The organism is Tsukamurella pulmonis (assembly GCF_900103175.1).
Classification (GTDB): domain Bacteria; phylum Actinomycetota; class Actinomycetes; order Mycobacteriales; family Mycobacteriaceae; genus Tsukamurella; species Tsukamurella pulmonis.
This window is the reverse complement of record NZ_FNLF01000002.1, coordinates 2,642,511-2,667,788: the sequence shown is the minus strand read 5'-3', so window position 1 is coordinate 2,667,788 and position 25,278 is coordinate 2,642,511. Positions and strand designations below refer to the sequence as shown.

20 protein-coding genes and 1 riboswitch are annotated in these 25,278 nt (G+C 70.8%); of the genes, 11 read left to right on the top strand and 9 right to left on the bottom strand.

Annotation, left to right across the window (positions count from 1 at the left end; genetic code table 11):
* The first annotated feature begins 24 nt into the window (after positions 1 to 24).
* From secA2 to BLQ62_RS13020, 10 genes are all read left to right on the top strand, one after another.
* Entirely contained in the window at positions 25 to 2,331 is a 2,307-nt protein-coding gene (secA2, locus tag BLQ62_RS13065) for an accessory Sec system translocase SecA2 (protein WP_068536121.1), read from the top strand.
* 7 nt (positions 2,332 to 2,338) lie between these two features.
* Positions 2,339 to 2,935, top strand: coding sequence for a CDP-alcohol phosphatidyltransferase family protein (locus BLQ62_RS13060; protein WP_068536119.1), 597 nt, complete (start codon positions 2,339 to 2,341; stop codon positions 2,933 to 2,935).
* A 91-nt stretch (positions 2,936 to 3,026) separates the two neighbouring features.
* Positions 3,027 to 3,431 carry a glycine cleavage system protein GcvH gene (gene gcvH / locus BLQ62_RS13055; RefSeq protein WP_068536117.1) on the top strand — a complete coding sequence of 135 codons (405 nt, stop codon included), beginning with the start codon at positions 3,027 to 3,029 and terminating at the stop codon, positions 3,429 to 3,431.
* Between the two features lie 137 nt (positions 3,432 to 3,568).
* Positions 3,569 to 4,009 carry an oxoglutarate dehydrogenase inhibitor Odhl gene (odhI, locus tag BLQ62_RS13050; protein ID WP_068536115.1) on the top strand — a complete coding sequence of 147 codons (441 nt, stop codon included), beginning with the start codon at positions 3,569 to 3,571 and terminating at the stop codon, positions 4,007 to 4,009.
* A gap of 5 nt (positions 4,010 to 4,014) precedes the next feature.
* Positions 4,015 to 4,749, top strand: coding sequence for a transcriptional regulator FtsR (gene ftsR / locus BLQ62_RS13045; protein ID WP_435594789.1), 735 nt, complete (start codon positions 4,015 to 4,017; stop codon positions 4,747 to 4,749).
* Between the two features lie 46 nt (positions 4,750 to 4,795).
* On the top strand, positions 4,796 to 5,314 hold the full coding sequence (locus tag BLQ62_RS13040) for a bifunctional nuclease family protein (RefSeq protein WP_068536113.1): 519 nt from the start codon (positions 4,796 to 4,798) through the stop codon (positions 5,312 to 5,314).
* A gap of 255 nt (positions 5,315 to 5,569) precedes the next feature.
* On the top strand, positions 5,570 to 6,133 hold the full coding sequence (locus BLQ62_RS13035; protein ID WP_231857693.1) for a MerR family transcriptional regulator: 564 nt from the start codon (positions 5,570 to 5,572) through the stop codon (positions 6,131 to 6,133).
* A 59-nt stretch (positions 6,134 to 6,192) separates the two neighbouring features.
* Positions 6,193 to 6,299, top strand: a riboswitch (glycine riboswitch).
* Between the two features lie 56 nt (positions 6,300 to 6,355).
* Positions 6,356 to 9,187 (top strand): aminomethyl-transferring glycine dehydrogenase, encoded by a 2,832-nt coding sequence (gene gcvP / locus BLQ62_RS13030; RefSeq protein ID WP_068567624.1) that lies wholly within the window; start codon positions 6,356 to 6,358, stop codon positions 9,185 to 9,187.
* Positions 9,188 to 9,255: 68 nt separating this feature from the next.
* A complete protein-coding gene (locus BLQ62_RS13025; protein WP_068567620.1) occupies positions 9,256 to 9,945 on the top strand; it encodes a hypothetical protein in 690 nt (229 codons plus the stop codon).
* Positions 9,942 to 11,198 carry an MIP/aquaporin family protein gene (locus BLQ62_RS13020; protein ID WP_068567619.1) on the top strand — a complete coding sequence of 419 codons (1,257 nt, stop codon included), beginning with the start codon at positions 9,942 to 9,944 and terminating at the stop codon, positions 11,196 to 11,198. The genes BLQ62_RS13025 and BLQ62_RS13020 overlap by 4 nt, the downstream gene beginning before the upstream one ends.
* Here BLQ62_RS13020 and BLQ62_RS13015 read toward each other — a convergent pair.
* From BLQ62_RS13015 to BLQ62_RS13005, 3 genes are read right to left on the bottom strand one after another with little or no spacing between them, the layout of a single operon-like run.
* Complete coding sequence (locus BLQ62_RS13015) at positions 11,179 to 11,808, bottom strand: TetR/AcrR family transcriptional regulator (protein ID WP_082756728.1); 630 nt, start codon at positions 11,806 to 11,808, stop codon at positions 11,179 to 11,181. The two genes, BLQ62_RS13020 and BLQ62_RS13015, sit on opposite strands and share 20 nt — an antisense overlap.
* A gap of 2 nt (positions 11,809 to 11,810) precedes the next feature.
* Positions 11,811 to 13,418 (bottom strand): class I adenylate-forming enzyme family protein, encoded by a 1,608-nt coding sequence (locus tag BLQ62_RS13010; RefSeq protein ID WP_068567610.1) that lies wholly within the window; start codon positions 13,416 to 13,418, stop codon positions 11,811 to 11,813.
* Positions 13,415 to 14,320: a crotonase/enoyl-CoA hydratase family protein gene (locus tag BLQ62_RS13005; RefSeq protein WP_068567704.1), complete on the bottom strand. Its 906-nt coding sequence runs from the start codon at positions 14,318 to 14,320 to the stop codon at positions 13,415 to 13,417. The genes BLQ62_RS13010 and BLQ62_RS13005 overlap by 4 nt, the downstream gene beginning before the upstream one ends.
* A 282-nt stretch (positions 14,321 to 14,602) precedes the next feature.
* Here BLQ62_RS13005 and BLQ62_RS13000 point away from each other — a divergent pair, with 282 nt between their 5' ends.
* The gene (locus tag BLQ62_RS13000; protein WP_068567608.1) at positions 14,603 to 16,693 is read left to right on the top strand and encodes an HNH endonuclease signature motif containing protein; all 2,091 of its coding nucleotides are present in this window, start codon (positions 14,603 to 14,605) and stop codon (positions 16,691 to 16,693) included.
* A gap of 36 nt (positions 16,694 to 16,729) precedes the next feature.
* Here the strand turns inward: BLQ62_RS13000 and BLQ62_RS12995 are convergent, their stop codons facing one another.
* Genes BLQ62_RS12995 through BLQ62_RS12970 form a run of 6 tightly spaced genes read right to left on the bottom strand, consistent with a single transcriptional unit; the run spans position 16,730 to position 25,267 of the window.
* On the bottom strand, positions 16,730 to 17,833 hold the full coding sequence (locus tag BLQ62_RS12995; protein WP_083350807.1) for a substrate-binding domain-containing protein: 1,104 nt from the start codon (positions 17,831 to 17,833) through the stop codon (positions 16,730 to 16,732).
* Positions 17,834 to 17,843: 10 nt separating this feature from the next.
* A complete protein-coding gene (locus tag BLQ62_RS12990) occupies positions 17,844 to 18,647 on the bottom strand; it encodes a spermidine synthase (protein WP_231857686.1) in 804 nt (267 codons plus the stop codon).
* A gap of 44 nt (positions 18,648 to 18,691) precedes the next feature.
* Positions 18,692 to 20,881, bottom strand: a complete 2,190-nt coding sequence (locus BLQ62_RS12985; RefSeq protein ID WP_068567702.1) for a malate synthase G — start codon at positions 20,879 to 20,881, stop codon at positions 18,692 to 18,694.
* A gap of 40 nt (positions 20,882 to 20,921) precedes the next feature.
* Positions 20,922 to 22,646, bottom strand: a complete 1,725-nt coding sequence (locus tag BLQ62_RS12980) for an ATP-binding cassette domain-containing protein (protein ID WP_068567604.1) — start codon at positions 22,644 to 22,646, stop codon at positions 20,922 to 20,924.
* Between the two features lie 7 nt (positions 22,647 to 22,653).
* Positions 22,654 to 23,826: a type III polyketide synthase gene (locus BLQ62_RS12975; protein ID WP_068567598.1), complete on the bottom strand. Its 1,173-nt coding sequence runs from the start codon at positions 23,824 to 23,826 to the stop codon at positions 22,654 to 22,656.
* Between the two features lie 10 nt (positions 23,827 to 23,836).
* Complete coding sequence (locus tag BLQ62_RS12970; protein WP_068567700.1) at positions 23,837 to 25,267, bottom strand: fatty acid desaturase; 1,431 nt, start codon at positions 25,265 to 25,267, stop codon at positions 23,837 to 23,839.
* Positions 25,268 to 25,278: the final 11 nt, after the last annotated feature.

Below are 25,278 nucleotides of genomic sequence, written 5' to 3'. Positions count from 1 at the left end.
TCGAGTGTCGAGTGCGGAGGTCACGTGGGCAGGTTCAGCAACAAGGTGTGGAAGGTGTTCGGCGCGCAGAGCACGCGGAACCAGTCCCGGTCCGTCGCGCTGATCGAGCAGTCGTCCGCCTTCGACGAGTGGGCCCACGGCCTCTCCGATGCGGAGTTCCCGGACGCCGCGCTGGCGCTGGACGTCTACGACGCCAAGTCGGAGGATCGCGCGAAGTTCATCGCGATCGCCCGTGAAGGAGCCGAGCGGGCCCTGGGCCTGCGCCCCTTCGACGTCCAGTTGCAGGGCGCCGACCGCCTCCTCGAGGGCGACGTGGTGGAGATGGCCACCGGTGAGGGCAAGACGCTCGCCGGCGCCATCGCCGCCGCCGGCATGGCGCTGGCCGGCCGCAGCGTGCACGTGATCTCGCCGAACGACTACCTCGCCCGGCGCGACGCGGAGTGGATGAAGCCCTTCTTCGACCTGCTCGACGTCACCGTCGCCTACGTCGCCGAGTCCTCCACCCGCGAGGAACGGCGCGCGGCGTACGCCCAGGACGTCGTCTACGGCTCGGTCAACGAGATCGGCTTCGACGTGCTGCGCGATCAGCTCGCCACCCGCGCCGAGGATCTGCTCGCCCCGAAGCCGGACGTCGCCATCGTCGACGAGGCCGATTCCGTCCTGGTCGACGAGGCGCTCATCCCGCTCGTGCTGGCGGGCTCGGTCAAGGGCGACGTGCCGCAGGCCGCGATCATGGAGGTCGTCGCCCGGCTGCGCCAGGGCAAGCACTACGAGATCGACTCGGACGGCAAGTCCGCCTTCCTCACCGACGACGGCGCCAAGCTGGTCGAGGAGGAACTCGGCGGGATCGACCTCTACTCCGACGCGCACGTCGCCTCGACGCTGCCGCAGGTGAACATCGCGCTGCACGCGTACGCGCTCGTGGAGCGCGACGTGCACTACATCGTGCGCGACGGCCAGGTGAAGCTCATCAACTCCTCCCGCGGCCGCGTCGCCGAGCTGCAGCGCTGGCCCGACGGCCTGCAGGCCGCCGTCGAGGCCAAGGAGGGGCTCTCGCAGACGGACTCCGGCGAGGTCATCGACACCATCACCGTGCAGGCACTGCTGCAGCGCTACGCCCTGGTCTGCGGCATGACCGGTACCGCGATCGCCGCCGGCGAGCAGCTGCGTCAGTTCTACGACCTCGGCGTCTCGCAGATCCCGCCGAACACGCCGAACATCCGCGTCGATCAGCCCATGCGGGTCTACGACAACAAGGGCAACAAGGTCGCGGGCATCGTCGACTACGTGCGCGAGGTGCACGAGACCGGGCAGCCGGTGCTCATCGGCACGCACGACGTGGCCGAGTCCGAGGAGCTCGCGCACATGCTCAAGATCTCGGGCGTGATCGCGACGGTCCTCAACGCCAAGAACGACGCCGATGAGGCGCGGATCATCGCCGACGCCGGCACCAAGGGCGCCGTCACCGTCTCCACCCAGATGGCGGGCCGCGGCACCGACATCAAGCTCGGCGGCCACGACGCCGGCGATGAGAGCCCCGAGCACGACGAGGTGGCCGAGCTCGGCGGCCTCGCCGTCGTCGGTACCGGTCTGCACGACACCGAGCGCCTGGATCAGCAGCTGCGCGGCCGCGCGGGCCGCCAGGGCGACCCGGGGACGTCGGTCATCTTCGCCTCCGTCGAGGACCCGATCGTGGAGCGGCATCTGCCGCTCAAGCGGCCGCCCGGCGGTGCCGACCCCGAGACGGGCGAGTTCCCCCGCGGCAAGGCGGCGGACATGCTCGACTCGGCACAGCGCGTCGCCGAGGGCGGGATGCTGGAGACGCACGCCAACACCTGGCGCTACAACCAGCTGGTCAACCAGCAGCGCGACCTGGTGATGGCACGGCGTCACACCCTGCTCACCACGGCCCGCCCGCTCGACGACTTCGCCGAGTTCGAGCCCGAGCGCCTCGCGGAACTGCGCGAGGCAGGCATCGAGGACGAGGTGCTCGAGCAGGCCGCGCGCGAGGCCTTCCTGTTCCATCTGGACCGGGCGTGGGCCGAGCACCTGGCCTTCGTCTCCGAGGTGCAGACCACGATCCACCTGCGGGCGCTGGGCCGGCAGTCGCCGCTCGACGAGTTCCACCGCCTGGTGATCGAGGAGTTCCGCAAGCTGCCCGACGAGGCCGTGCGCCGCGCCCGGGAGACCCTGCTCGAGGCGGAGATCACCGCCGACGGCATCGACCTCGAGGGCGCCGACCTCGGCCGGAACACCCTGACCTGGACCTACATGGTCCACGACAACCCGTTCGCCACCAAGGGCATGGCGAACATGTTCGGAATGATCTGAGCCGGACGTGAGCGATCCCGGGCCACAGGCGTCGTCGGAGCCCAGCGCGCTCAACGTGCCCAACGCCCTGAGCCTGCTGCGCCTGCTGGGCGTGCCGCTGTTCCTGTGGCTGTTGCTGGTGCGCGAGGCGGACGGCTGGGCGCTCGCGGTGCTGATGGTCTCGGGGTTCACCGACTGGCTCGACGGCAAGCTCGCCCGGCTGCTCGATCAGCAGACCCGCCTGGGGGAGTTGCTCGACCCCGCCGCGGATCGGCTCTACATGATCGCGGTCCCGATCGCGTTCGGCCTCCGCGAGATCCTGCCGTGGTGGGTGATCGGCCTGCTGATCGGCCGGGAGGTGATCCTCGCCGGGACGGTCCCGCTGCTGCGCAGCCGGGGCCTGACCGCGCTGCCCACGCTCTACCTCGGCAAGGCCGCGACGCTGGCGCTCATGTACGCGTTGCCGATGCTCCTGGCGGGGACGTTCGACAACACTCTCGGCGCCGTGATGCACCCGCTGGGCTGGGCGTTCCTCATCTGGGGACTCGGCATGTACTGGTGGACCCTGGTGCTGTACTGGTGGCAGACCGTCCTGGTGGTGCGTGACCTGCCCCGGGTGCGGTAAACCGGGGGGTGTGTTGCTCAATCATCGTGCCGCCCACTAAGTTGTAACCCGCTGCGCGGCCCCGCACAGCCCTCGTGAAAGGACATCCCCGTTGAGCGCCAGCTTCCCCGGAGAACTGCTGTACACCCCTGATCACGAGTGGCTGCTGAAGAAGAGCGAGACGGTGGTCCGCATCGGGATCACCGACTTCGCGCAGGATCAGCTCGGCGACGTCGTCTTCGTGCAGCTGCCCGAGGACGGCGCGGACGTCGCCTCGGGCGACTCGTTCGCGGAGGTCGAGTCCACCAAGAGCGTCTCCGACATCTACGCGCCGCTGGCCGGCACCGTCGTGGCGATCAACGGTGAGCTCGACTCGAGCCCCGACATGATCAACTCGGACCCGTACGGCGAGGGCTGGATCGTGGAGATCGAGGCCGCGTCTCCCGAGGATCTGCAGACCGCGCTGGGTGAGCTGCTCGACGCCGACGCCTACAAGGCCCTCACCGCCGACGCGTAGAACGTCTTTCCTTAGAACGGCTTTAGAGCCGCCGAATCCGGCCGCCCTCGAGGGGCCCGGCACGGTACCGTGGACGACAGGTCCATCAGGTGTCGTGAACTACAGACCTGTGCAGTAATCACTGACGAAGGAGCGATGTGAGCGAGAACGACAAGGGCAACGAATCGGCCCCCGTTGAGACCACTTCGGTGTTCCGCGCCGACATCATCCGCGAGATGGACGCCTCCGGCGGATCCGAGAGCGATGCGCCCGTCTCGGGCCTCGAGAACCTCCCGGCCGGCGCGGCCCTGCTCGTGGTCAAGCGCGGCCCGAACGCGGGTTCCCGCTTCCTGCTGGACCAGGAGACCACCTCCGCCGGCCGCCACCCCGACAGCGACATCTTCCTCGACGACGTGACGGTCTCGCGTCGCCACGCCGAGTTCCGCTCGGTCGAGGGCGGCTTCACCGTCGTCGACGTGGGCAGCCTCAACGGCACGTACGTCAATCGCGAGCCGGTGGACGCCTCGCCGCTCTCGCACGGCGATGAGGTCCAGATCGGCAAGTTCCGCCTGGTCTTCTTCGTCCCGGCGGCCGGCTGACCCCTGTGACGGCCCCACGCCAGGAATCGGCGGCCCCGAGCGCGATGTCGATCGGGGCCGTCCTCGAACGCCTTCGTGACGAGTTCCCGGACGTGACCATCTCCAAGATCCGATTCCTCGAGTCGGAGGGGCTGGTCACGCCCGACCGGTCCCCTTCGGGGTACCGGCGGTTCTCGCCGAAGGATTGCGAGCGACTGAAGTACGTGCTCACCGCGCAGCGCGACTACTACCTGCCGCTCAAGATCATCAAGGAGCAGCTGGACGCGCACGATCGGGGCGAGGCCGTCGAGGGCCCCGCTCCGCGTGCGCCCCGCGCCCTCGCTGCGGTGTCGTCCAAGACGGCGCCCGCCACCGACTTCTCCGCGCGCCGGCAGACCCGGATCAGCCGCGCGGACCTGCTCGCCCGCTCGGGGGCCGACGAGGCCTTCCTGCGCGAGCTGGAGCGCTCGGCGCTCCTGACCTCCGGCAAGGCCGGCTTCTTCGACGAGGACGCGGTCGCCCTCGTGCAGGCGGCCAAGGCCCTGGCGGAGTACGGCCTGGAGGCACGCCATTTGCGCGCCTTCAAGACCTCGGCCGATCGTGAGGCCGGCCTGATCGCGCAGATCGCGAACCCCGTCGCGCGCGGTGGGGACGCCGGCGCCGCCGAGCGCGCGGCCGAGCTGGTGCGCGAGCTGGCGGCCCTGTCGGTCACGTTCCACACCCAGCTCGTCAAGGCCGCCGTCAAGGACGCGGTGCGCTGAACGGACTCCGCGTTCGAATCCCGTGTCGCGCCGGTAAGCTGGAACCATGATCGAGATGACCGTCGCGGGCATCCGTATGGACCCGCCGCAGAACGATCCCGTGCTGCTCCTGCGCGAGGTCTCCGGCCCCCGGTACCTGCCCATCTGGATCGGGCAGGGCGAGGCCACCGCGATCGCGATCAAGCTGCAGGGCGTCGAGCCCCGCCGCCCGCTCACGCACGATCTCATCGCGGATCTGCTCGAGACCGTGGGGCGCTCGCTCACCGAGGTGCGGATCACGGGCCTGCAGGAGGGCACGTTCTTCGCCGACCTCGTCCTCGACGGTGACGAGACCGTCTCGGCCCGCCCGTCGGACTCCGTGGCGATGGCCGTGCGGCTGGAGGTGCCGATCTTCGCCGAGGAGGAGGTGCTGGCCGAGGCCGGTCTGCTCCTGCCGGACGAGGAGATCGATGCGGAGGCAAGCGAATCCGGCGCGGAGCCGCCCGCGGATGAAGAGGTCGAGGCGTTCAAGGAGTTCCTCGATTCCATCTCCGCGGACGACTTCAAGGCGCCCGGCGAGTCCTGACGGCGAGCCGTCCCGAGGTCACGATTCGATCTCGACCTCAACTTCAACTTGAGGGTGTCGGTGTGTCGCGTTGATTCGGCGCTCTCCGCGCCCTAGCGTTCACGCCGAACACACCGCGAATGGCACCGGGGGAATTACACCGACGGCCGCCGCGCGGCAGGCGTACTCTCAGGAGTGCGCACGGACCTCATGAGGGAGACGGCAGTGACCGATCAGGACGGCACCGGGCAGAACGCGCCGCAGGCGGATTCCGCCATGGGCACGCAGGGCTCGCTCGACGACATCGCGCCGGGCCTGTTCCCGAACGACACCATCCCGGACGAGCTGCTCGGCTACCGCGGACCCAGCGCCTGCCAGATCGCCGGCATCACGTACCGCCAGCTGGACTACTGGGCGCGCACCTCGCTGGTCGTCCCGTCGATCCGCAGCGCCGGCGGCTCGGGCACGCAGCGCCTGTACTCCTTCAAGGACGTGCTGGTGCTCAAGATCGTCAAGCGCCTACTCGACACCGGCATCTCCCTGCAGAACATCCGCGTCGCCGTCGATCACCTCCGCCAGCGCGGCGTCGAGGATCTGGCCCGCATCACGCTCTTCTCCGACGGCACCACCGTCTACGAGTGCACCAGCGCCGAGGAGGTCGTCGACCTCCTGCAGCACGGCCAGGGGGTCTTCGGGATCGCCGTCTCCGGCGCGATGCGCGAGCTGACCGGCACCATCGCCGACTTCCCGGGCGAGCGCGCCGACGGGGTGGCCGCCGAGTCCGCGCCCGAGGACGAGCTGGCCTCGCGCCGTCGCAACCGCGCCCGCGCCACCGGATAGTCACCGGATAGTCACCGTACGGGCGTCCTACTGAAATGCGTTAGAATCGCCGTGCGTCGCAACACCGCGTGGGAGAGTCCGCCGGACCGGCAGTAGACGGGCCGCGGGCGCCGAAGGAGCAACACCTCTCCGTCAATCTCTCAGGCACCAGGACCACGTGGGTTGGGCGCCTCTGGAGCCGCCGGCGACTGAGGGAGAGGGCACCCGGCCCGGAGGTCCCCAGTGTCCGAGAACACTCCCGCGAGCAACTTTCCCGCGCGCCACATCGGCCCTGATGCGTCTGAGCTCGACCAGATCCTGCGCGTGATCGGCGTCGACAGCCTCGACGATCTGGCCCGCGCCGCCGTCCCGTCGGCCATCCTCGATCCCGAGAGCGACAACGGCCTCGGAGCCCTGCCCGCCCCGATCGATGAGCACGAGGCCCTCGCCGAGCTGCGCGCCCTCGCGGACCGCAACACCGTGGACCGCACGATGATCGGCCTCGGCTACTACGACACGCTGACCCCGCCGGTGCTGCTGCGCAACATCGTCGAGAATCCCGCCTGGTACACGGCCTACACGCCGTACCAGCCCGAGATCAGCCAGGGCCGACTCGAGGCCCTGCTCAACTTCCAGACGATGGTCTCCGACCTCACGGGCATGGAGATCGCCAACAGCTCGATGCTGGACGAGGCGACCGCCGCCGCCGAGGCGATGACCCTGCTGCGCCGCGCCGGCAAGTCCAAGAGCCCGCGGCTGGTCGTCGACCGCGACGTCTTCCCGCAGACCCTCGCCGTGATCGAGACCCGCGCCGAGCCGCTGGGCATCGAGGTGCTGGTCCACGACGTGACCACCGGCCTCCCCGAGGGCGAATTCTTCGGCGTGATCCTGCAGACCCCGGGCGCCTCGGGCCGCATCGCGGACGTGAAGTCCGTCATCGACGGGGCGCACGAGCGCGGCGCGCTCGTCGCGGTCGGCGCCGACCTGCTGGCCATGACCCTGCTGACGCCTCCCGGCGAGCAGGGCGCCGACGCCTGCTTCGGCACGACGCAGCGCTTCGGCGTGCCGCTCGGCTTCGGCGGCCCGCACGCCGGTTACCTCGCGGTGCACAGCAAGCACGCCCGTCAGATCCCCGGCCGCCTCGTCGGCGTCTCCGTCGACGCCGACGGCAACCTGGCCTACCGCCTCGCCCTGCAGACCCGTGAGCAGCACATCCGCCGCGAGAAGGCCACGAGCAACATCTGCACCGCGCAGGTGCTGTTGGCCGTGCTCGCCGCGATGTACGCGAGCTACCACGGCCCCGAGGGGCTGAAGGCGATCGCGCTGCGGGTGCACGCCCGGGCGTCGGCCCTTGCCGCGAGCCTCGGCGACGCCGTCGTGCACGCCGACTTCTTCGACACCGTCCTGGTGAACGTCCCCGGCCGCGCCGACGCCGTGCTGGCCGCCGCCAAGGCCGCGGGCTACAACCTGTGGCGCGTCGACGACGACCACGTCTCCGTCGCCTTCGACGAGACGAGCACCCCGGCCGACGTGGCGGCGGTACTCGCGGCGTTCGACGCGCAGCCGGTCGACGCGGCACCGTCGGACATCGAGAACCGGACCTCCGAGTTCCTGACGCACCCGGCGTTCCACGCCTACCGCACCGAGACGGCGATGCTGCGCTACCTGCGCAAGCTCTCCGACAAGGACATCGCGCTGGACCGCTCGATGATCCCGCTGGGCTCGTGCACCATGAAGCTCAACGCGACGGCCGAGATGGAGTCCATCACCTGGCCCGAGTTCTCGCGGCTGCACCCGTTCGCGCCGGCCGCGGACAGCGAGGGCATCCGCGCGCTGATCGGCCAGCTCGAGGAGTGGCTGGTGGCGATCACCGGCTACGACAACGTCTCGCTGCAGCCGAACGCCGGCTCGCAGGGCGAGTACGCGGGCCTGCTCGCGATCCGCAACTACCACCTCTCGCGCGGCGACGCGCACCGCACCGTCTGCCTGATCCCGAGTTCCGCGCACGGCACCAACGCGGCGTCTGCCGTGATGGCGGGCCTGCGCGTCGTGGTCGTGGCTTCGCGCGAGTCCGGTGACGTGGATACCGCGGACCTCAAGGAGAAGATCGCCAAGCACGCCGACGAGCTCGCGGCGATCATGATCACCTACCCGTCCACGCACGGCGTGTACGAGCACGAGGTGCGCGAGATCTGCGGTGCGGTCCACGAGGCCGGTGGGCAGGTCTACGTCGACGGTGCCAACATGAACGCGCTGGTCGGCCTGGCCCGGCCCGGCAAGTTCGGCGGCGACGTCTCGCACCTGAACCTGCACAAGACCTTCTGCATCCCGCACGGTGGCGGCGGCCCGGGCGTCGGCCCGATCGGCGTCCGCAGCCACCTCGCGCCCTTCCTGCCCGGGCACCCGCTCGAGCCCTCCCTGGGCACCGGCCCGACCATCTCGGCGGCGCCCTTCGGCAGCGCCTCGATCCTGCCGATCACCTGGGCGTACATCCGGATGATGGGCGCGTCGGGCCTGCGGAGGGCCACGCTGACCGCGATCGCCTCCGCGAACTACATCGCCGCGCGCCTGAACGATGCGTTCCCGGTGCTCTACACGGGCGAGAACGGCCGGGTGGCGCACGAGTGCATCCTCGACGTCCGCGGCATCACCAAGGAGACCGGCGTCTCCATCGACGACGTCGCGAAGCGCCTGGCCGACTACGGTTTCCACGCCCCCACGATGAGCTTCCCCGTCGCGGGCACGCTCATGGTGGAGCCGACGGAGAGCGAGTCGCTCGGCGAGATCGACGAGTTCTGCGATGCGATGATCGCCATCCGTGCCGAGATCGCCCGCGTGGCGTCGGGGGAGTGGCCGGTGGACGACAACCCGCTGCGCGGCGCCCCGCACACCGCGGAGTGCCTCGTCACCGAGTGGGATCACCCGTACTCGCGCGAGATCGCGGTCTACCCGCAGGGCCTGCCCTCCGGGGGGGCGCGCGCAAAGGTATGGCCGTCCGTCCGCCGCATCGACGGCGTCTACGGCGACCGCAACCTGGTCTGCTCGTGCCCGCCGATCGAGGCCTTCGCGGAATGAACACCCCGGTACAACGCCGGCGATAAAGATTCGAATACTTCATATTCGGTTTGTTAAACTCTCCGAGTATGGGGAGTCGGGGCGATGGCGCGGGCTATCAGACGGGGCTGCTCGTCGGACTGGTGACGTTCGTGATCGTCGCGGGTGCGTTGACCTGGCTGGCGGCGCGTCACGCGCGGCGCGAACGCTTCCTGTTCCGGCCGGCCGATGTCCTGCTCGGGTTCGGGCTCGCGTGGGTGGGTGCGCTGGTCTTCGCGGCGACGGTGCGCCGGTCCGACTTCGTCACCGGATTCGCCGTTCTCACGACCTTCGCATTCGCGCTCGCCCTCGCCCTCGGCGTCGCGGCGATCCGCAGCCGGCGTGATCTGCGGCGCGAGCGGGCATCGGTGGAGGTCGCGCGTGCGGCGATCCCGGCCGCGGCGCGGGAGTACTTCGCGAGCGCCGGGTTCCGGTCGGCGCTGGCCGGTATGAGCGTCGTCTCGCCGCCTCGGCCGGAGACGGCCTCGGAGGTCATCGCCTACTGGGCGTACCGGGCACTGGACTCCGGCGACTACGTCGAAGGCGCGCGCCTGATCCACGAGGCGGCAGCGCTCGCCGGGTGGACGGTAGCCTCGCCGTCCCTTGCGGCGGCCGTCCCACGGCTCACCGCCCCGTTCCTGGCCGGCGACGAGTGGCGGGATCCCGCGATCGACCGCGGGTTCCGCGACTGCGCGCTCGCGCTGCTCAGCGCGCGATTCGGACAGGGAGCCCGGGTATGACGGAGTTCTTGTGGGGGCTGGCGGGCGCGGGCGTCGGCGCCGTGGTGACCGGCCTCGTCCTGGGTGGCGTCATCGGTGCGGTGGTGGGCCCGTTCGTGACGGCGCCCACTCGGGGCGATCGAGTGGCGGCCTTCGTGCTCGGCGTCGCCGCGACCGCCGTGCTGATGGGCTCCTTCTCCGCCCTCGTGCCCGGCTCGGCGTTCGCCGAGAAGCTCGGATTGGGAATCGGGCTCACGATCATGTTCGGGACGGAGGATCTGTTCGCGATGCTTCGCGGACACGTGCGTTCGGGAGCGCCCGCTGCGGCGCTGCCGACGCGGGTGGATCCGGCGCGGTTCACCGATGAGGTGCGCGAACACTTCGCCGATCCGACGGCGCGCGCCCGGTACGTGGTGGCCGCGTACCGTCGCGGCCTGATCGCCCCCGGGTTCGTCCCCGCGCTGGCGGCGGAGCTCGCGCCCTCACTGGTCGACCGTGCCGCCTGGTCGGACCTCGCCGCGTGGCAGGGACAGGACGGGCTCGAAGCCACCGTCGATCGCGCGGCGCTCGCGCTCGACTACGCCCCGAACGATGAGGTGGCGCGTGCGGACACCGTCGAACGGCTGGTCTACGCCGCCCTGTGCGGCGATGACCCCCGCACCCGCTTGGCGACCGCCGAGGCGCTCGCGCTCCCGATGTCCGAGAGCGCATCGCCGCGCCTCGAGGCGCGGCGTGCACGCGCCGTCGAGCTGCGCGTTCTCCTCGCCGATTCACTGGCGGCCCGGTACGGTCCGGCTCTCCCCGAGGCGGTCCAACGGCGCTTCACCGGAGCGCCTGCGCGGGCGCGGGCACTGGTCGCGGAGTACCGTCACGGCCTCCTCGTCTCGCCCCAGGTGCCGCAGGCGGCCGCCGAGATCGTCGCAGAGCTGCCGGGGGAGGCGTGGACGGAACTGGCGATGGCCGCGCCCGATGCGCCCCGCTCCGAACTGCTCCCCGTCCTCGATCGCGCGGCGACGGAGATCGCCTACGCGCCGACCGAGCGCGACGCTGAGATCGACGTGCTCGAGGCCGCCGCGTATCGGGCGGTGGTCGACGGGCGGGTGGTGCGCGAGTCGTCACTGCTCCGCCGCATCGACTTCCACGGCGACCGCGACGACTACCCGCCCGAGCTCCAGCTGCTCCGCGACGCCTGGTTCCTGTCCGACGGCGGGGAGGAGCAGCTTGCGAGCGTCCGCTCCCGGCTCGTCGACTACCTCACGGCGCGCTACGGCTGACGGCCCCCGGATCGCGGGCCTCGGCGGCGCCCCGGGCCTCGGCCCGCGGCACCGTCGCCAACCAGTTCTCGACGACGGCGTCCGCGACGGCGCGATCCGCGCGGAGGTGCCGCGTCAGTTCCAGGCCGCGCACCAGCGCCATGAGCGATTCGAAGGTCACCCGGCGCTGCTCGGGGTCCTCGATCCCGGCGTGCTCGTCGAAGATGGAGCGGAGCTCCCGGCCGAGCCGTCGCTCGGCGGGCAGCAGCGCGTCCGCTAGGAGCGGGTCGGTGCGCGAGGCCGACCACAGCTCCAGGGCGGCCTGGAAGTGCGGTCCGCTCATCGCGGAGCGGATCGCCGCGACCATGGCGCGCAACGGATCCGGCGCACGGTCGAATCCCTCCGTCATGTCGGTGACCTGCTGCAGGCGCAGGTCGGCGACGTGATGGATCGCGGCGACGAGCAGCTCGGACTTCGAGCCGAAGTGGTGCAGCAGGGCGCCGCGGGAGACACCCGCGGCCTCCTGGATCCGCTGCGTGGTGGTGCCGGCGTAGCCGTGGGTGACCAGGCTGGCGATCGTGGCGTCGAGCAGCCGCTGCCGGGTGAGCTCCTTCTGCTCCGCGCGTGACATGGTCACAATGGTGTCAGGTCGCCCTTCGCCCATCGCTCGCGCAGTGCGAACTTCTGCAGCTTGCCCATGGCGTTGCGGGGCAGTTCCTCCGCCACGAGCCACGTGGTGGGCGTCTTGTGCGGGGCGAGCGTCGAGCGCATGAACCCGTGCAGGTCCGCCGTCGTGGGCCGCGCCGCCCCGGGGCGCAGGGTGAGGACCGCGGCCACCGTCTCGCCCCACTGCGGATCCGGGATCCCGAGGACGGCCACCTGCTCGACGGCGGGATGCGTGGCGAGCGCGTCCTCGATCTCGGCGGGCGCGATGTTCTCGCCGCCGCGGATGATCAGGTCCTTCAAGCGGCCGGTGACGGTGACGTAGCCGCGCGCGTCCATGGTGCCGAGATCGCCCGTGTGCAGCCACCCGTCGGCGTCGATGGCGCGGGCCGTCTCCTCGGGGCGCCCGTAATAGCCGAGCATGTTCTGGTAGCCGCGCGCACAGATCTCCCCGGCGGCGCCGAGGTCCTGGACCGACTCCGTATACGGGTCACGGATCGAGACCTCGACGTTCGGCAACGGGCGGCCGGCGGTGTGGAGCACGTCGTCGCGCTGGTCCGCCGGGCCGGTCTGGCAGACGACCGGGCTGAGCTCGGTCTGCCCGTACACCGCGCTCATCGCCGCGCCGCACCGCGCCGCCCACGCATCGACCAGGGCGGGCGGGACCATGTCGCCGCCGGACATCAGGACCCGGAGCGAACTGAGGTCCGTCCGAGCGTTGTCGGGGTGGGCGAGCATCGCCTGCAACATCGTCGGCACGCCGCCGACGGCCTCGACCCGGTACGTCTCGATCGCTTCGAGGAGCAGCCCGGGGTCGAAGGCCTCCGCGAGCACCAGTGTCGCGCGGTGGTGGACCGAACCGAGCCCGGCGAGACCGCAACCGGCGGTGTGGAAGAGGGGGAGCGCGGTCGCGTAGGTCGCCCCGCGCGTCGCCCCGCAGCGGTCGCGCACGTACGCCGCGTTCGTGACCATCGCCCGGTGGGAGAGCATCGCGGCCTTCGCCGGCCCCGTCGTTCCCGACGTGAACTGCAGCTGAGTCGGATCGTGCGCATCGACCGGGGGCAGCGCGTCGCTGCGGGGAGTAGCCCGGACCGCATCGAGCCAGTCGACGAGGTCGACGCACTCGCGCACCCGCGGTGCGTGGGCCACGGCCACGTCGAGAATGGCACGCATATCGGTACCGCGGTGCTCGCCGACGTGGAAGACCCCCGACACCTCCGCCGTCACCAGGGCGTGGGACAGTTCGCCCACGCGGAGGGCGGGATTGACCGCCGCCAGCACCAGCCCCGCCAGGGCGGCGCCGTACTGCAGCACGACCCACTCCGGGACGTTCGGCGCCCACACGGCGATGTGCTCGCCCGGGCGGTAGCGCTCCGCCAACCACGCCGCGGCGCGCTCGGCATCGTCGAGAAGCTCCGCGTAGGTCCAGGTCCGGGGCGGACGGCCCCTGCCGATCGACACCAGCGCGGGGGTGTCGGGCACCTCCGCCGCGGCGCCGCGCAGGAGATCGCCGACGGTGACCTCGAGCACGGGACGGGACTCGTCGGCCGGCCAGTACGACGTGGTGAGAGTCGTCATCGGGCCGCCGCCGCGTCGAGTTCGGCCTTCATCTCCGCGATCTCGTCGCGCGACGGGACGGGGCCGCCGCCGTCGGGGATGAAGCGCCCGGTATCGCGCCACTGCACAGCGGCGCCGAAGCCGTGGGCCTGCGCGAAGTCGACGAACCAGCGCCCCTCGGGGGAGTGGCGGGTGATGCCGTCGAAGAGGACCGCCATGTTCTGGGTGCTCTGCAGCCCCATGTTGTCGTAGGCCTGGTTGATCATGAGCTTCTGCATCACCAGTTGGTTGGTGGGGACGCCCGCCATGCGATCGACGAGCGTCTCGACAGTGGCGTCCAAGTCGGCGGCGGGGACCGCGTCGATGACCAGGCCCCAGTCCTTGGCGGTGGTGCCGTCGATGGTGTCGCCGGTGAGCAGCATGCGCTTGGCCTTCTCGGCACCCAGCCGGTACACCCACATCGCGGTGGTGGGGCAGCCCCAGATGCGAGCGGGCATGTACCCGATCTTCGCGTCCTCGGCCATGACGACCAGATCGCATGAGAGCGCGATGTCGCTGCCGCCGGCGACGGCGTAGCCGTGAACCTTCGCGATCGTCGGCTTCGCCGAGCGCCAGAGCGAGAAGAAGTGGTCGGTGTTCGCCTTCATCATCCGGTAGTCGGCGATCGGGTCCCAGACTTGCGACTGGTGTTGTTCGCCGGCTTCGGCGTAGAGCTTGAGGTCGTATCCGGCGCAGAACGCGCGACCGGCGCCCTGCAGGACGATGACGCGGACGTCGGGGTCGGCGTTGGCCTCCGCGACGGCGGCGGCGATGTCGAACCCCATCTGCCCGGTGATCGCGTTGAGGCGCTCGGGGCGGTTGAGCGTGAGGTACGCGCGGTGCTCGCGCACCTCGTAGTCGACGGTCTCGGTGGTGAACGGCACGGGTGCTCCTTCGAGGGTGGTGGTGACCGCCACACGGTTTCACAGTCCGTCTGGACTGTCAACGACGGAGGCGGTATCGCTTGTTTTCGCGGGCTCAGCCCTCGCGGAGGCTCTGCCCCGCCCCGTTCTGTGGGGGCGGCGACGGGTTCCGGGCGTCGGGCCGCCGCCAGGAGGTGGGGCGCGTCGCCTCCGCCGGTCGCCGCCTCGGCATCGGGGCGCGGCCGTTCCTGACGTGTTCGAATTCGCCTCGTGCTTTCAGTCGAACAGGTGTAGCATTAACGCATGGGCGAGGCGGCCACTCTGAGCGATCTACCGGGGGAGTTGATTCCCCCGGAGCTGGTCGCGGCGATGGGCCGCGAGCGTGTGATCGCTGAGGTGCTGTTCGAACAGCGGCGGTCGGAAGGGCTGGCCTATTGCCGGACGATGACCTCGCTGTACGCGCTGCATCGCGCGATGTACGCCGATGACGAGGCCGAGTACCTGGCGCGGCCGGCCGGGTTCGCGGAGGCGGTGGAGGCTCGACGGCGGTTGTCTGCCGCGGGCGTGGCGGTGGAGGCGCAAGTGTCCACGCTGCTGCGGTTGGGCCCGACGGCGGCGCGGCTCGCGATCGAGACGGCGATCGGCTTCGTCGAGCGACTGCCGAGAGTGTTCGCGCTGATCGGGGAGAACGTGATCTCACCGAAGGCGGGAGAGGCGGCGCTGCGGCGTTCCCAGGCGCTCGACGACGTGCTGGTGCGGCGGTTCGATGAGCTCCTCGCCGACCGGTTGAAGGCGGACTACGAGGTGCTCTCGCTCCCCGCGTTGAGGGAGGCAGCGGACGTGATCGTCGAGCAGATCGACGCGGAGGCCGCGGAACGGCGCCGCCGGGCGGCGTTGGAGGAACGTCGGGTGGCCTTCCGGCCGGAGCAGGACGGCATGGCCGCGGTGTTCGCCCTACTGCCGGCGGAGGACGCCCTCGAAGTGGAAGCCCGGGTCGAGCAGATCGCGGGCACCGTGTGCGACGCCGATCCGCGGACGCTGCCGCAGCGTCGCGCGGACGGGTGGGTGCAGCTCACCCGCGGCTACGGCACGCTCGGTTGCCGCTGCGAGACGTCCGGCTGTCGCTACCGGGAGGCGCGTTTCCACGGCGAGCCGGACGCGGACGGGGTGATCACCCGGTTCGTGACCCTGATCAACGTCGTCATCAACGAGCGGGATCTGGCGTCTCCCGGCGCACCGTCCCCCGACGACGCGCGACCCGTCGTGGCATCGGGGACGGAGCTCGGTCGGCGCACTGCAGCGGACGCTCCGGCGGCCACGGCCGCCCAGGGCGATGCGAGTCACGGCCAGCACCGTCTCGGGTACCTGGTCGGTCACGGTGTGATCTCACTGGACCGCGCGCGCGAGCTCGCGGCGCGCGAGGGCGCGAGGATCCGCCCCTTCGGGCAGCGGATCGACGAGCGCGTGAACTCGCATGCAGCCGAACGCGACCCGCTGCGCGGAAGCCAGGAGCCCGCGGGGATCGGCGACGGTCCTCGTGGGCGCCTGGACTTCTCAGCGGTGTGGGCGGACATCGTGGTGCGGCTGGAGGGGCACAACGGGCCCGGCGACGGGTGGGGCTTCGATGACGGTCCACCGGACGGTGATCCGCCCGAAGCCGATCCGCCGGACGGGCCACCCGATCCCGACGACGACCCGGACCAGCCGCGCGATCCGAGTCCACGCGGAGGTGCGTCAGGAACCGAACGACCGGATGGCCCGGAGAACACCGGCCGTGTGCACGGCCCGATCGTGACGGCGCGGGGGAGCAGCCGGTATCGGCCGTCTGCCGATCTGCGGCGGTACCTGCGAATGGTGCACCCACGCTGCGTCTTTCCGTACTGCACCCGCCCGGCGGCGCTGGCGCAGCTCGACCATCGCCGCGAGTTCGATCATCGCGCGCCGCGGGAGGGCGGCGGCACGTCCGCGGATCAGCTGCAACCGCTGTGCGTGGCGCATCACCAGCTCAAGACCGCGGGCGCGTGGATCGACGCGCGCATGCCGGACGGACGGATCCTGTGGACCTCGCCGGACGGGCGGCGCTATCTCGTCGACCCCAGCAGCACCGTGCTCGCACTGTTCCCCGACCTCGAGCGGGTGCGCTGGATCGTCCCGAAGGCGGCGGTATCGGCGGCGTCGACGAATCCCGGCAGCCGGCCAGGAGGGCGGACGCGCCTGCAACGCGAGCACGCCCGCCGGGAGTGGTTGCGGCGGCGCAACGTCGCGGCGATGCAGGCCGAACTGGACCGCGCGAACACCACCGTGAGCACGATCGAGGAGAATCTCGCGTCCGTGATCGGCGCGCCACGCCCGACGCGTGTCGTGGCGCCGTTCGACGGCCCGCCGCCGTTCTGACGATGCCGCGGGTGAACCGCTCGGAGGACGCGGCGGCTAGCGGCGATTCATCGTCTCGACGAGGCTGATGACGGCGCCGTTCGAAGCGGGAGCCAGCGGCTCGATGGTGCCGAACTCCACGGAGGCGGTCTTCGCCGGTGCGGGCTGACCCACGACCCGGAACCCGGCCTCCGCCAGCGGCTTCGCGTTGCCGCGCTCGGTCAGGTACGTCACGAAGTCGGCGGCCGCCCGGTCGTGGGCATCCGTGGTCTCCTCGCGGTCGAGGACCGCGGCGGGATAGGTCGCCGCTGCCGTCGGCCCCTCCGGGTACACCGCGACGGGCACCGCATCGCCCCGGCCGCGTGCGAAGGCCGCGAGCTGCTGCTCCGTGACCGGTACGGCCCGCAGCGCGTCGCCGGGACGGGTGAGCGCCTCCAGGGCCGCGCCCGCGGTCGTCGACTTCGGGGCGTCCTTCCCCCACCGGGACAGCGAGCCGACCACCACGGGGCTCTTCGCCGCGTCCTCGGACAGCGCGGCGCCGGCGGTACGCCCCACCGCGGCCGCCACGGACTGGGCCGCGAGGTAGGTCCCATCGGCGTCGGCGCCCGTGGGCAGCGCAATGCGCAACTGTTCCTGCCGCGTGGGAAGGTCGAGCCAGCGGACACCGTCGAAGCCGGGGCGCGCCGAACCGCGGACCGCCAGGACCACCGGCGACGAGGCGACCGAGGTGGGCTGGCCGGACACCTCCGCCGGCTTGGCCGCGGCCAGTCGCGCGGTCCACACCGTGCTCTCCGGGATCCACAGCGACGGCACGGGGCCCAGCTTCGGGTCCCACGTCCCGGTGAGCGCGTTCAGGGCGACGGGCGAGTCGATCCCCATGACTTCGATCTTCGCGCAGTAGTCCGCCGAGACGGCGCCACTGCCGTTGAAACTCTCCGCCACCCGCTGCAGCGGTCCCACCAGGGCGGGCGCGACGGCCACCTGCACCGCGAGGTCGCCGCGCACGCACGAGGCGGCCGCGTCGCGGCCCTCCTGCTCGGAGCGGCCCGACAGCCAGACCATCGCCGCAGCGACCGCCGCGATGACAACGACGGCGGCGACAGCGGCGATCAACCACCGCGCGACGCCGCGGGAACCGGTTCCAGAACGATGTGATCCCATCGAGAGCAACCTACCCGAAGACGCCGCGGGGTGGCAGAGGAGACTCCTGTGCGTTCGCGCTGGTGAAAGGCTTCGCCCCGCCCGTGAACCTGGTCACGGCGGCGCCCTCGAGCAACGTTCCCGGGAACGGGTCGCCCGCGAGCCTGCGGGCGAGACCGTTCGCCAACAGTTCCGGCACGGCCCCGGCCACCAGGACCAGGTTCCCGAACCGGCGGCCCTTGAGGACGCCGGGCTCCGCCGCGATCGCCACCTCGCCGAACACACCGGCCACCGTGGCCGTCACCGAGCGGGCGAAGGCGAGCGGCGCACCGTCGGCGATGTTGAGCGCGAGCACCGCGCCGGGGCCGAGCAGGGGAGTGAGGGAGGTGAAGAACTCCGTCGTGGTCAGGCTGGAGGGCGTGCGGGCGCCGGCGAAGACGTCCAGGATCATCAGGTCGACGGTGCCGTGCATCCCGGGCGGCAGCACGGAGGCCGCCGCGGCGGCGTCGGCGCAGCGGATCTTGATCTGCTCGCGCGGGGGCAGGGGCGCGGCGGCGCGCACGGCGTCGATCAGCGCGCGGTCCACCTCGAGCACCTGCTGCCGCGAACCGGGCCGCGTCCGCGCGATGTAGCGGGGCAGGGTGAACCCGCCACCCCCGAGGTGCACGGCCGTCACCGGCGCGCCCTCCGGGCGGGCGAGGTCGATCACGTGCCCGATCCGGCGCACGTACTCGAAGACGAGGTTCGTGGGGTCGCCGGTGTCGATGTAGCTCTGCGGCGTGCCGTCGAGCAGGACCGTGAACGCGCCGGGCCGGTCGCGATCGGGTTCGATCACGACCGGCCCGGAATCCGACGCGGTGTCGGTCTCGGCTGCGTTGCTCAGCTGTTCGCGGCCTTGTACTCGCGACGGCGCGCGTGCAGGATCGGCTCGGTGTAGCCGTTCGGCTGCGTGCCGCCGAGCAGGATCAGGTCCTTCGCGGCCTGGAAGGCGATGTTGGTGTCGAAGTCCGGCGCCAGCGGGCGGTAGTCCGGGTCACCGGCGTTCTGCTGGTCGACGACCGGCGCCATGCGCTTGAGCGCCTCGATGACCTCGTCCTCGGTGACGACGCCGTGGCGCAGCCAGTTCGCGAGCAGCTGCGAGGAGATGCGCAGGGTGGCCCGGTCCTCCATGAGTGCCACGTCGTGGATGTCCGGCACCTTCGAGCAGCCGACGCCCGCGTCGATCCAGCGGACCACGTAGCCGAGGATCGACTGCGCGCTCTCGTCCAGCTCCTCGCGCTTCTCCTCCTCCGACCAGTTCGCGTTCTTCGCGAGCGGGATGGTGAGGATGTCGTCGACCGATGCGGGATCGCGCTTGGCGATCTCGTTCTGCACCTCGAACACGTCCACCAGGTGGTAGTGCAGGGCGTGCAGCGTCGCGGCGGTGGGCGAGGGCACCCAGGCGGTGGTGGCGCCGGCCTTGGGCTGGGCGATCTTCTGCTCGAGCATCGCGGCCATCAGGTCGGGCATGGCCCACATGCCCTTGCCGACCTGTGCCTTGTGCTGCAGGCCCGCGTGCAGGCCGATGTCGACGTTGCTGTCCTCGTAGGCGGGGTACCAGGTCTGGCCCTTGAGCTCGCCCTTGCGGACGATCGGACCCGCGACCATCGAGGTGTGGATCTCGTCGCCCGTGCGGTCGAGGAAGCCGGTGTTGATGAACACGACGCGGTCGTTCGCGGCGGCGATGGCGGCCTTGAGGTTCACCGACGTGCGGCGCTCCTCGTCCATGATGCCGACCTTGAGCGTGAGTGCCGGCAGGCCCAGGATCTGCTCGACGCGGGCGAAGATCTCCGCGGCGAAGGCGACCTCCTCGGGGCCGTGCATCTTCGGCTTGACGATGTAGACCGAGCCGGTGCGCGAGTTGCGGATCTCGCCGGTGAGGCCGTGGATCGCGATGAGCGAGGTGACGATGCCGTCGAGGATGCCCTCGCCGATCTCCTCGCCGTCCAGGAGGATCGCGTCGGTGGTCATCAGGTGGCCCACGTTGCGGACGAACAGCAGCGAACGGCCGTGCAGCACCAGCTCCGAGCCGTCGACGGCGGTGTAGACGCGGTCCGGGTTCAGCGTGCGGGTGAAGGTCTTGCCGCCCTTGCTGACCTCCTCCGCGAGGTCGCCCTTGTTCAGGCCCAGCCAGTTCCGGTACCCGAGCACCTTGTCGTCGGCGTCGACGGCCGCGACCGAGTCCTCGAAGTCCATGATCGTGGTGACCGCGGACTCCACGAGCACGTCCTTGACGCCCGCGCGGTCGGTCGAGCCGATCGGGGAGGCGGGGTCGATCTGGATCTCGAGGTGAAGGCCGTTGTGGCGCAGCAGGATGCCCGACGGGGCGCTCTTGTCGCCCGTGTAGCCCACGAAGGCCGCGGGGTCGGCCAGGCAGACGGAGGCGTCCTCGCTGGAGCCGGACGCGCCGGCGACGGTGGCGAGCAGCTCGGTGCCGTTGATGCGGTACTCGATGACGTCGGCGTGCGAGCCGGACTCGAGCGGCACGGCCTTGTCGAGGAAGTCCTTGGCGAACGCGATGACCTTGTCGCCGCGGACCTTGTTGTAGCCCTTGCCCTTCTCGGCGCCGTCGGCCTCCGAGATGGCGTCGGTGCCGTAGAGCGCGTCGTACAGCGAGCCCCAGCGGGCGTTCGCGGCGTTGATCGCGAAGCGCGCGTTGAGGATCGGGACCACCAGCTGCGGGCCGGCGGTCGAGGTGATCTCGGAATCGACGTTGCTCGTGGTGATCTCGCGGTCCTCCGGGACCGGCACGAGGTAGCCGATCTCGGTGAGGAACTGCTTGTACGCGGGGAAGTCGGTGATCTCGCCCGGGGCGGCGGCGTGGTAGGCGTCGATCTTCGCCTGCAGCTCGTCGCGGGTGGCCAGCAGCGCCTTGTTCTTCGGCACCAGGTCGGCGATCAGCTTCGCGGCGCCCTCCCAGAAGGCGGCCTGGTCCACACCGGTGCCCGGAAGCGCCTCGTCGTTGATGAAGTCGTAGAGGACCGTTGCGACCTCGAGGCCGGCGACGGATGTCCGGGCGGTGTCAACCATGAAGTACTTCAACCCCTTCGTAGCGCGTGATAGGTACCCATCAGGTTACTCCGCGCGCGATCGTCGCCGACGCCGGGACCACCTGGCCGAAGTCCAGTTTCACCAGCTGGTCGGCGCGGTCGAAGTACCGGTCGTCGTGTGTGATGACGACCACTGTCTTCCCCCGTGCTGTCAGGTCCGGAATGATCCGGTCGTAGAAGACCTCGCGGAACCGCGGGTCCTGGTCGGCGGCCCACTCGTCGAACAGGTACACCGGGCGGTCCTCGAGCAGCGCGGTCAGCAGCGCCAGCCGTTTGCGCTGCCCGGTGGAGAGCGCGAGCGTGGACAGCCGGCCGCCCTGCACCGTCACCGCGTGCGCCAGTTCCAGCTCGTGCAGCAGCCCGCGGACGCGGTGGTCCAGGTCGTCCGCGGACAGCCCGAGGTAGTCGTCGAACAGGTGGAAGTCGGCGAAGACCGCGGTCGTGTGCTGCCGGAACCATTCGGTGTTGTGGGGCCCGATCGGCTCGCCTCCGGCACGGATCTCACCGATCCGCGGCGCGTAGAGCCCGCAGATCAGCTTCGCCAGCGTCGACTTGCCGCTGCCGTTGCCGCCCACGACGAAGGTCACTTCACCGGGCCGCAGCGTCAGGTCGACGGGGCCGAGGCGGAAGCCGTGCGGAGCCCCGGGCGGTGGCCCCTGGGGCGGGTGCGGCGGGAGGCCTCCGGGCCCGCCCGGTCCGGGCGGTCGGTGGCCGGGGCCCATGGGCGGGGGCTCGGGCAGGTACTCGTAGCCGACGCCCCGCAGTTCGACGGTGCCGTCCGACAGCGGGCGATCGTCGTGCGGGAGCGCGGACTCGTCGCGCGGGGTCTCCAGCGACAGGTCCAGGCCGCGGATCTTCGCCAGCGCGACGTCGCCGCGCAGCAGGTCGGGGATGCGGTGCATGAGGCTCTGCATGGGCATCGACAGGAACGTCGTGACCAGCACGTATCCGATCATCGTCTCGCGCGGCAGCTCCAGGGCGCGGGCCAGCACGAACAGGATCAGCATCATGGTCCCCAGCTGCAGGACCTGCCCCAGCGCCTGGCCGCCCGCGAACCGGGTGCCTGCGGACACGTGCGCGGCGCGCAGGTCCTGGGCGGTGCCGAGCAGCGAGCGCTCCAGGAAGTCCGCGCGCCGGGCGCGGTGCAGCTTGAGCTCCTTGATGCCGTGCGTGACCTCCTGGAACGAGCCGATCAGCGCGTCGTCGAGCTCGCGGGCCCCGCGATAGGTCTCCCGGACGCGGCGCAGCACCGTCTCCACGCACGCGATCCCCACGAGCGTGCCCGCCACCGATACCGCGAACAGCGGGCCGGAGACCGTCGCGAGATAGGCCAGCGCGCCGATGATGGTGGCCAGGTCGATGCACAGTCCCGGGATCCCGGAGACGGCCATCGACAGCGAGCGCACGTCCTCGGTGAGCGTCGCGAGCAGGCGGTGGTCGCCGAGCCGCTCGATGTGCTCGAGCGGCGCGGCCAGGACGCGCTGCGAGAGCCGTGCCCGCAGGCGGTACACCGCCGCCTGCGCCAGGTGCAGCAGTATCAGCTGCGAGGCCACCCCCGCGACCACCACGACGAGTGCGGTCAGGGCGAACCGGGTGATCGTCACCGTCGGCATCGGGCCCGGCGCGACCAGGCCGTTGATGAGGGTGAGCAGGTAGGCGTTCGCGCCACCCGCGATCAGGCCGGCGACGACGGCCGCGGCGATCGCGGCGGGCGAGATCGAGAGCAGGAACCTGAGGAGTTTCACGGCGTGCTCATTCGCCGGTGGTCACGACGTCGAAGAGGAAGCCCTCCACCGTCACGCCGGGTGCGAAGGAGAAGGCCATCCCCGTCGACGGTGCGCCGTCGGCACCGTCGGAGGCCACCTGCGCCCGGAGACGCTCCAGGACGAACAGCAGCGAGACGCTGAGCATGTTGCCGTGCTCGGCGAGCACGTCCCAGCTCAGGCGGGAGGCATCGTCGGGCAGCCCGAGCGCCGCGGCCGCGGACTCGATGATCTTCGGCCCTCCGGGGTGGATGGCCCAGTGCGCGACGGCCTCCCGGCCCAGGCCGTTGCGGTCGAGCACCGCGTCGACCACGGGCGCGACGCCGTTCACGATGTACTGCGGCAGCGACTCGGCGAGCTCGCACGTGATGCCGTTCGCGTTGACCCCGAGAACGATCCCGTCCTCGGCACCGTCGAGCAGGTGGGTGAAGGTGTCGCGCACGACGATCTGGCCGCTCGGCAGCGGGTGCCCGACCTCGCTGGCGCCGATGACGGCGGCGCCGCAGCCGTCGGCGAAGAGGCTGGAGATCACCACGTCGTTGGGGTCGCCGGAGAAGACGGCGTTCACCGAGCTCAGTTCCAGGCAGATCATCAGCGACTTGCGGTCCGGTTGGGCCCGCACGTAATCGGTCGAGACGCGCAGCGCGTTCATCGCGGCCGCGCAGCCCATGAAGTTGATGACCACGCGGCTGGTCTGCGGCGCGAGGCCGAGCGCGCGGATCACCGCGACGTCGACGCCGGGCGCGAGGAAGCCCGTGCTGGTGACGAAGACGAGCTGGCCGATGTCGGTGGCGGCGTTGTCGCCGAGCGCGCGACGGGCCGTCTCGATCGCCAACGGTGCGGCGTGCTCGAAGAACAGGTCCATGCGCTCGCGGACGGTGTCGGGGCGGGCGCTGAACTCCGCGAACTCCGGCGTCAGCGGGTCGATCGCCAGGTGGCGCTCGGTGACGCGGGTCTTCGCGTAGACACGGCGGATGCGCTCCGCCTGCCGCGGGTCGTCGAACCGCGCGGCGACCCGGTCGGCCGATTCGGCCTGCCCGTAGGTCTGCGTGGGCGAGCTCGTCGCCAGCGATTCGATCACCGCGACCGAGGTGGGCGGCGCCGGAGGCGCGCCCAACCAGGCCTGTTGGGGCAGAACGCTCTGCTGCTCCGTGGTGTTCATGGTGATCTCCTTACACCGTGCCGATGCCGGTGAAGCCGGCGACGACGTACGAGCCCGAGGTCTTGAGCGCCTGGGGCGAGAAGTGCTCGCGGAAGAAGCCGTGGCCCTGCTCCTGCGCGGGCCGGGCCTTGCTGCCGAGGAACGTGCGGACCTGGTCCGGCAGGCGGTCGAAGACGAAACTGCGGCGCGGCAGCCACTCGACGCCGAACTTCGCCGCCTCCTCTGCCATCAGTTCCTCGGTCGCGATGTTGGCGAAGCCGCTGCGCTGGTACGGCAGGACGTGGTGCACGCGGTGGCTGGACAGGCCAGCGGAGAGGAAGCAGTCGACGTACCGGTTGCCCGAGATCCACAGGTCGTAGGCCTGGTGGAGCTGGTTGACCGCCCAGTCCTCGGTCTCGACCTCGGGGAGCTCGTCGACGTCGGTCTCGAAGTCGTGGCTCGCGACCACCAGGAAGGTGCTCACCCAGAGCACCGCGACGAACTGCGCGACCCAGGCCCACACGTCGCCGAGGAACAGGAACAGGAGGAACTCGCCGATGAGCAGCGCGCGCATGGCGAAGGCACCGATGAAGTGGGGGAGCGCGCCGCGCAGCGAGCCGTACATGTCGGCCACGCCCACCTGCCGCGTGAGCCTGACGATCTCGAACAGGCGCATCGTCATGCCCGTGGCCGTGTGCCCGAACTTGTGCAGCGTGTGGATCGGGATCCGGTACCAGCGCGGGATGTCCATCATCATGGTGAAGACGTTCTTCTTGATGTCCACCTCGCTCTGCGTGTGCGGGTGGTGCAGCAGCGCATGGCCGTCGGCGGTGACGAACGACAGCGCGACGTAGTTGATGTCGAAGGCGTTCACCAGCACCTTCGTCGCGCCCTTCTGCGCGCGATGGATCGCGTAGTGGCCGAAGCCCGCCAAGGAGCTGCGCAGGATCACCATGAGCAGCACGAACAGCCAGATCGGCATCCACGACGGGACGCCGAGCCTGGTCGCGATGACTACGACGTACGCGATCGCCAGCGCCGCCGCGACGATGTCGAACCAGCGGTCCATACGCGTGATGCGCGCCTTCGTCGCGGGATCGCGCAGTCGCGCCTTCACGGCGTGCAGCAGATCCTTCGGGTCGTCGAACCGATAGCGCGGAGTATCGCGCCAACTGTCGAAGCCGTCCTTGAACAGGAATGCCGGAGCGTTGTTCTTCGGGTGCACATCCTCGACCCGCGCGTCGCGATCAAGGGCGAAACGTTCGAGCATCTTCTCGACCTTCTCGGGATTCGCGTGATACGACCCGATGATCGACGTGATGTCACGATTCTTCGATCGGCCGATGAAGAATTCCCCGCCCGGATGCTTGTTGATCCATTCCGAGAGATCGTAGGCGCGGCCTTTGTAAACCCACACGTTCGACAACTGCGGTCCGCCGCCGGGGCCCGGTTCGCGGCCCAGGTCGCGGGGGC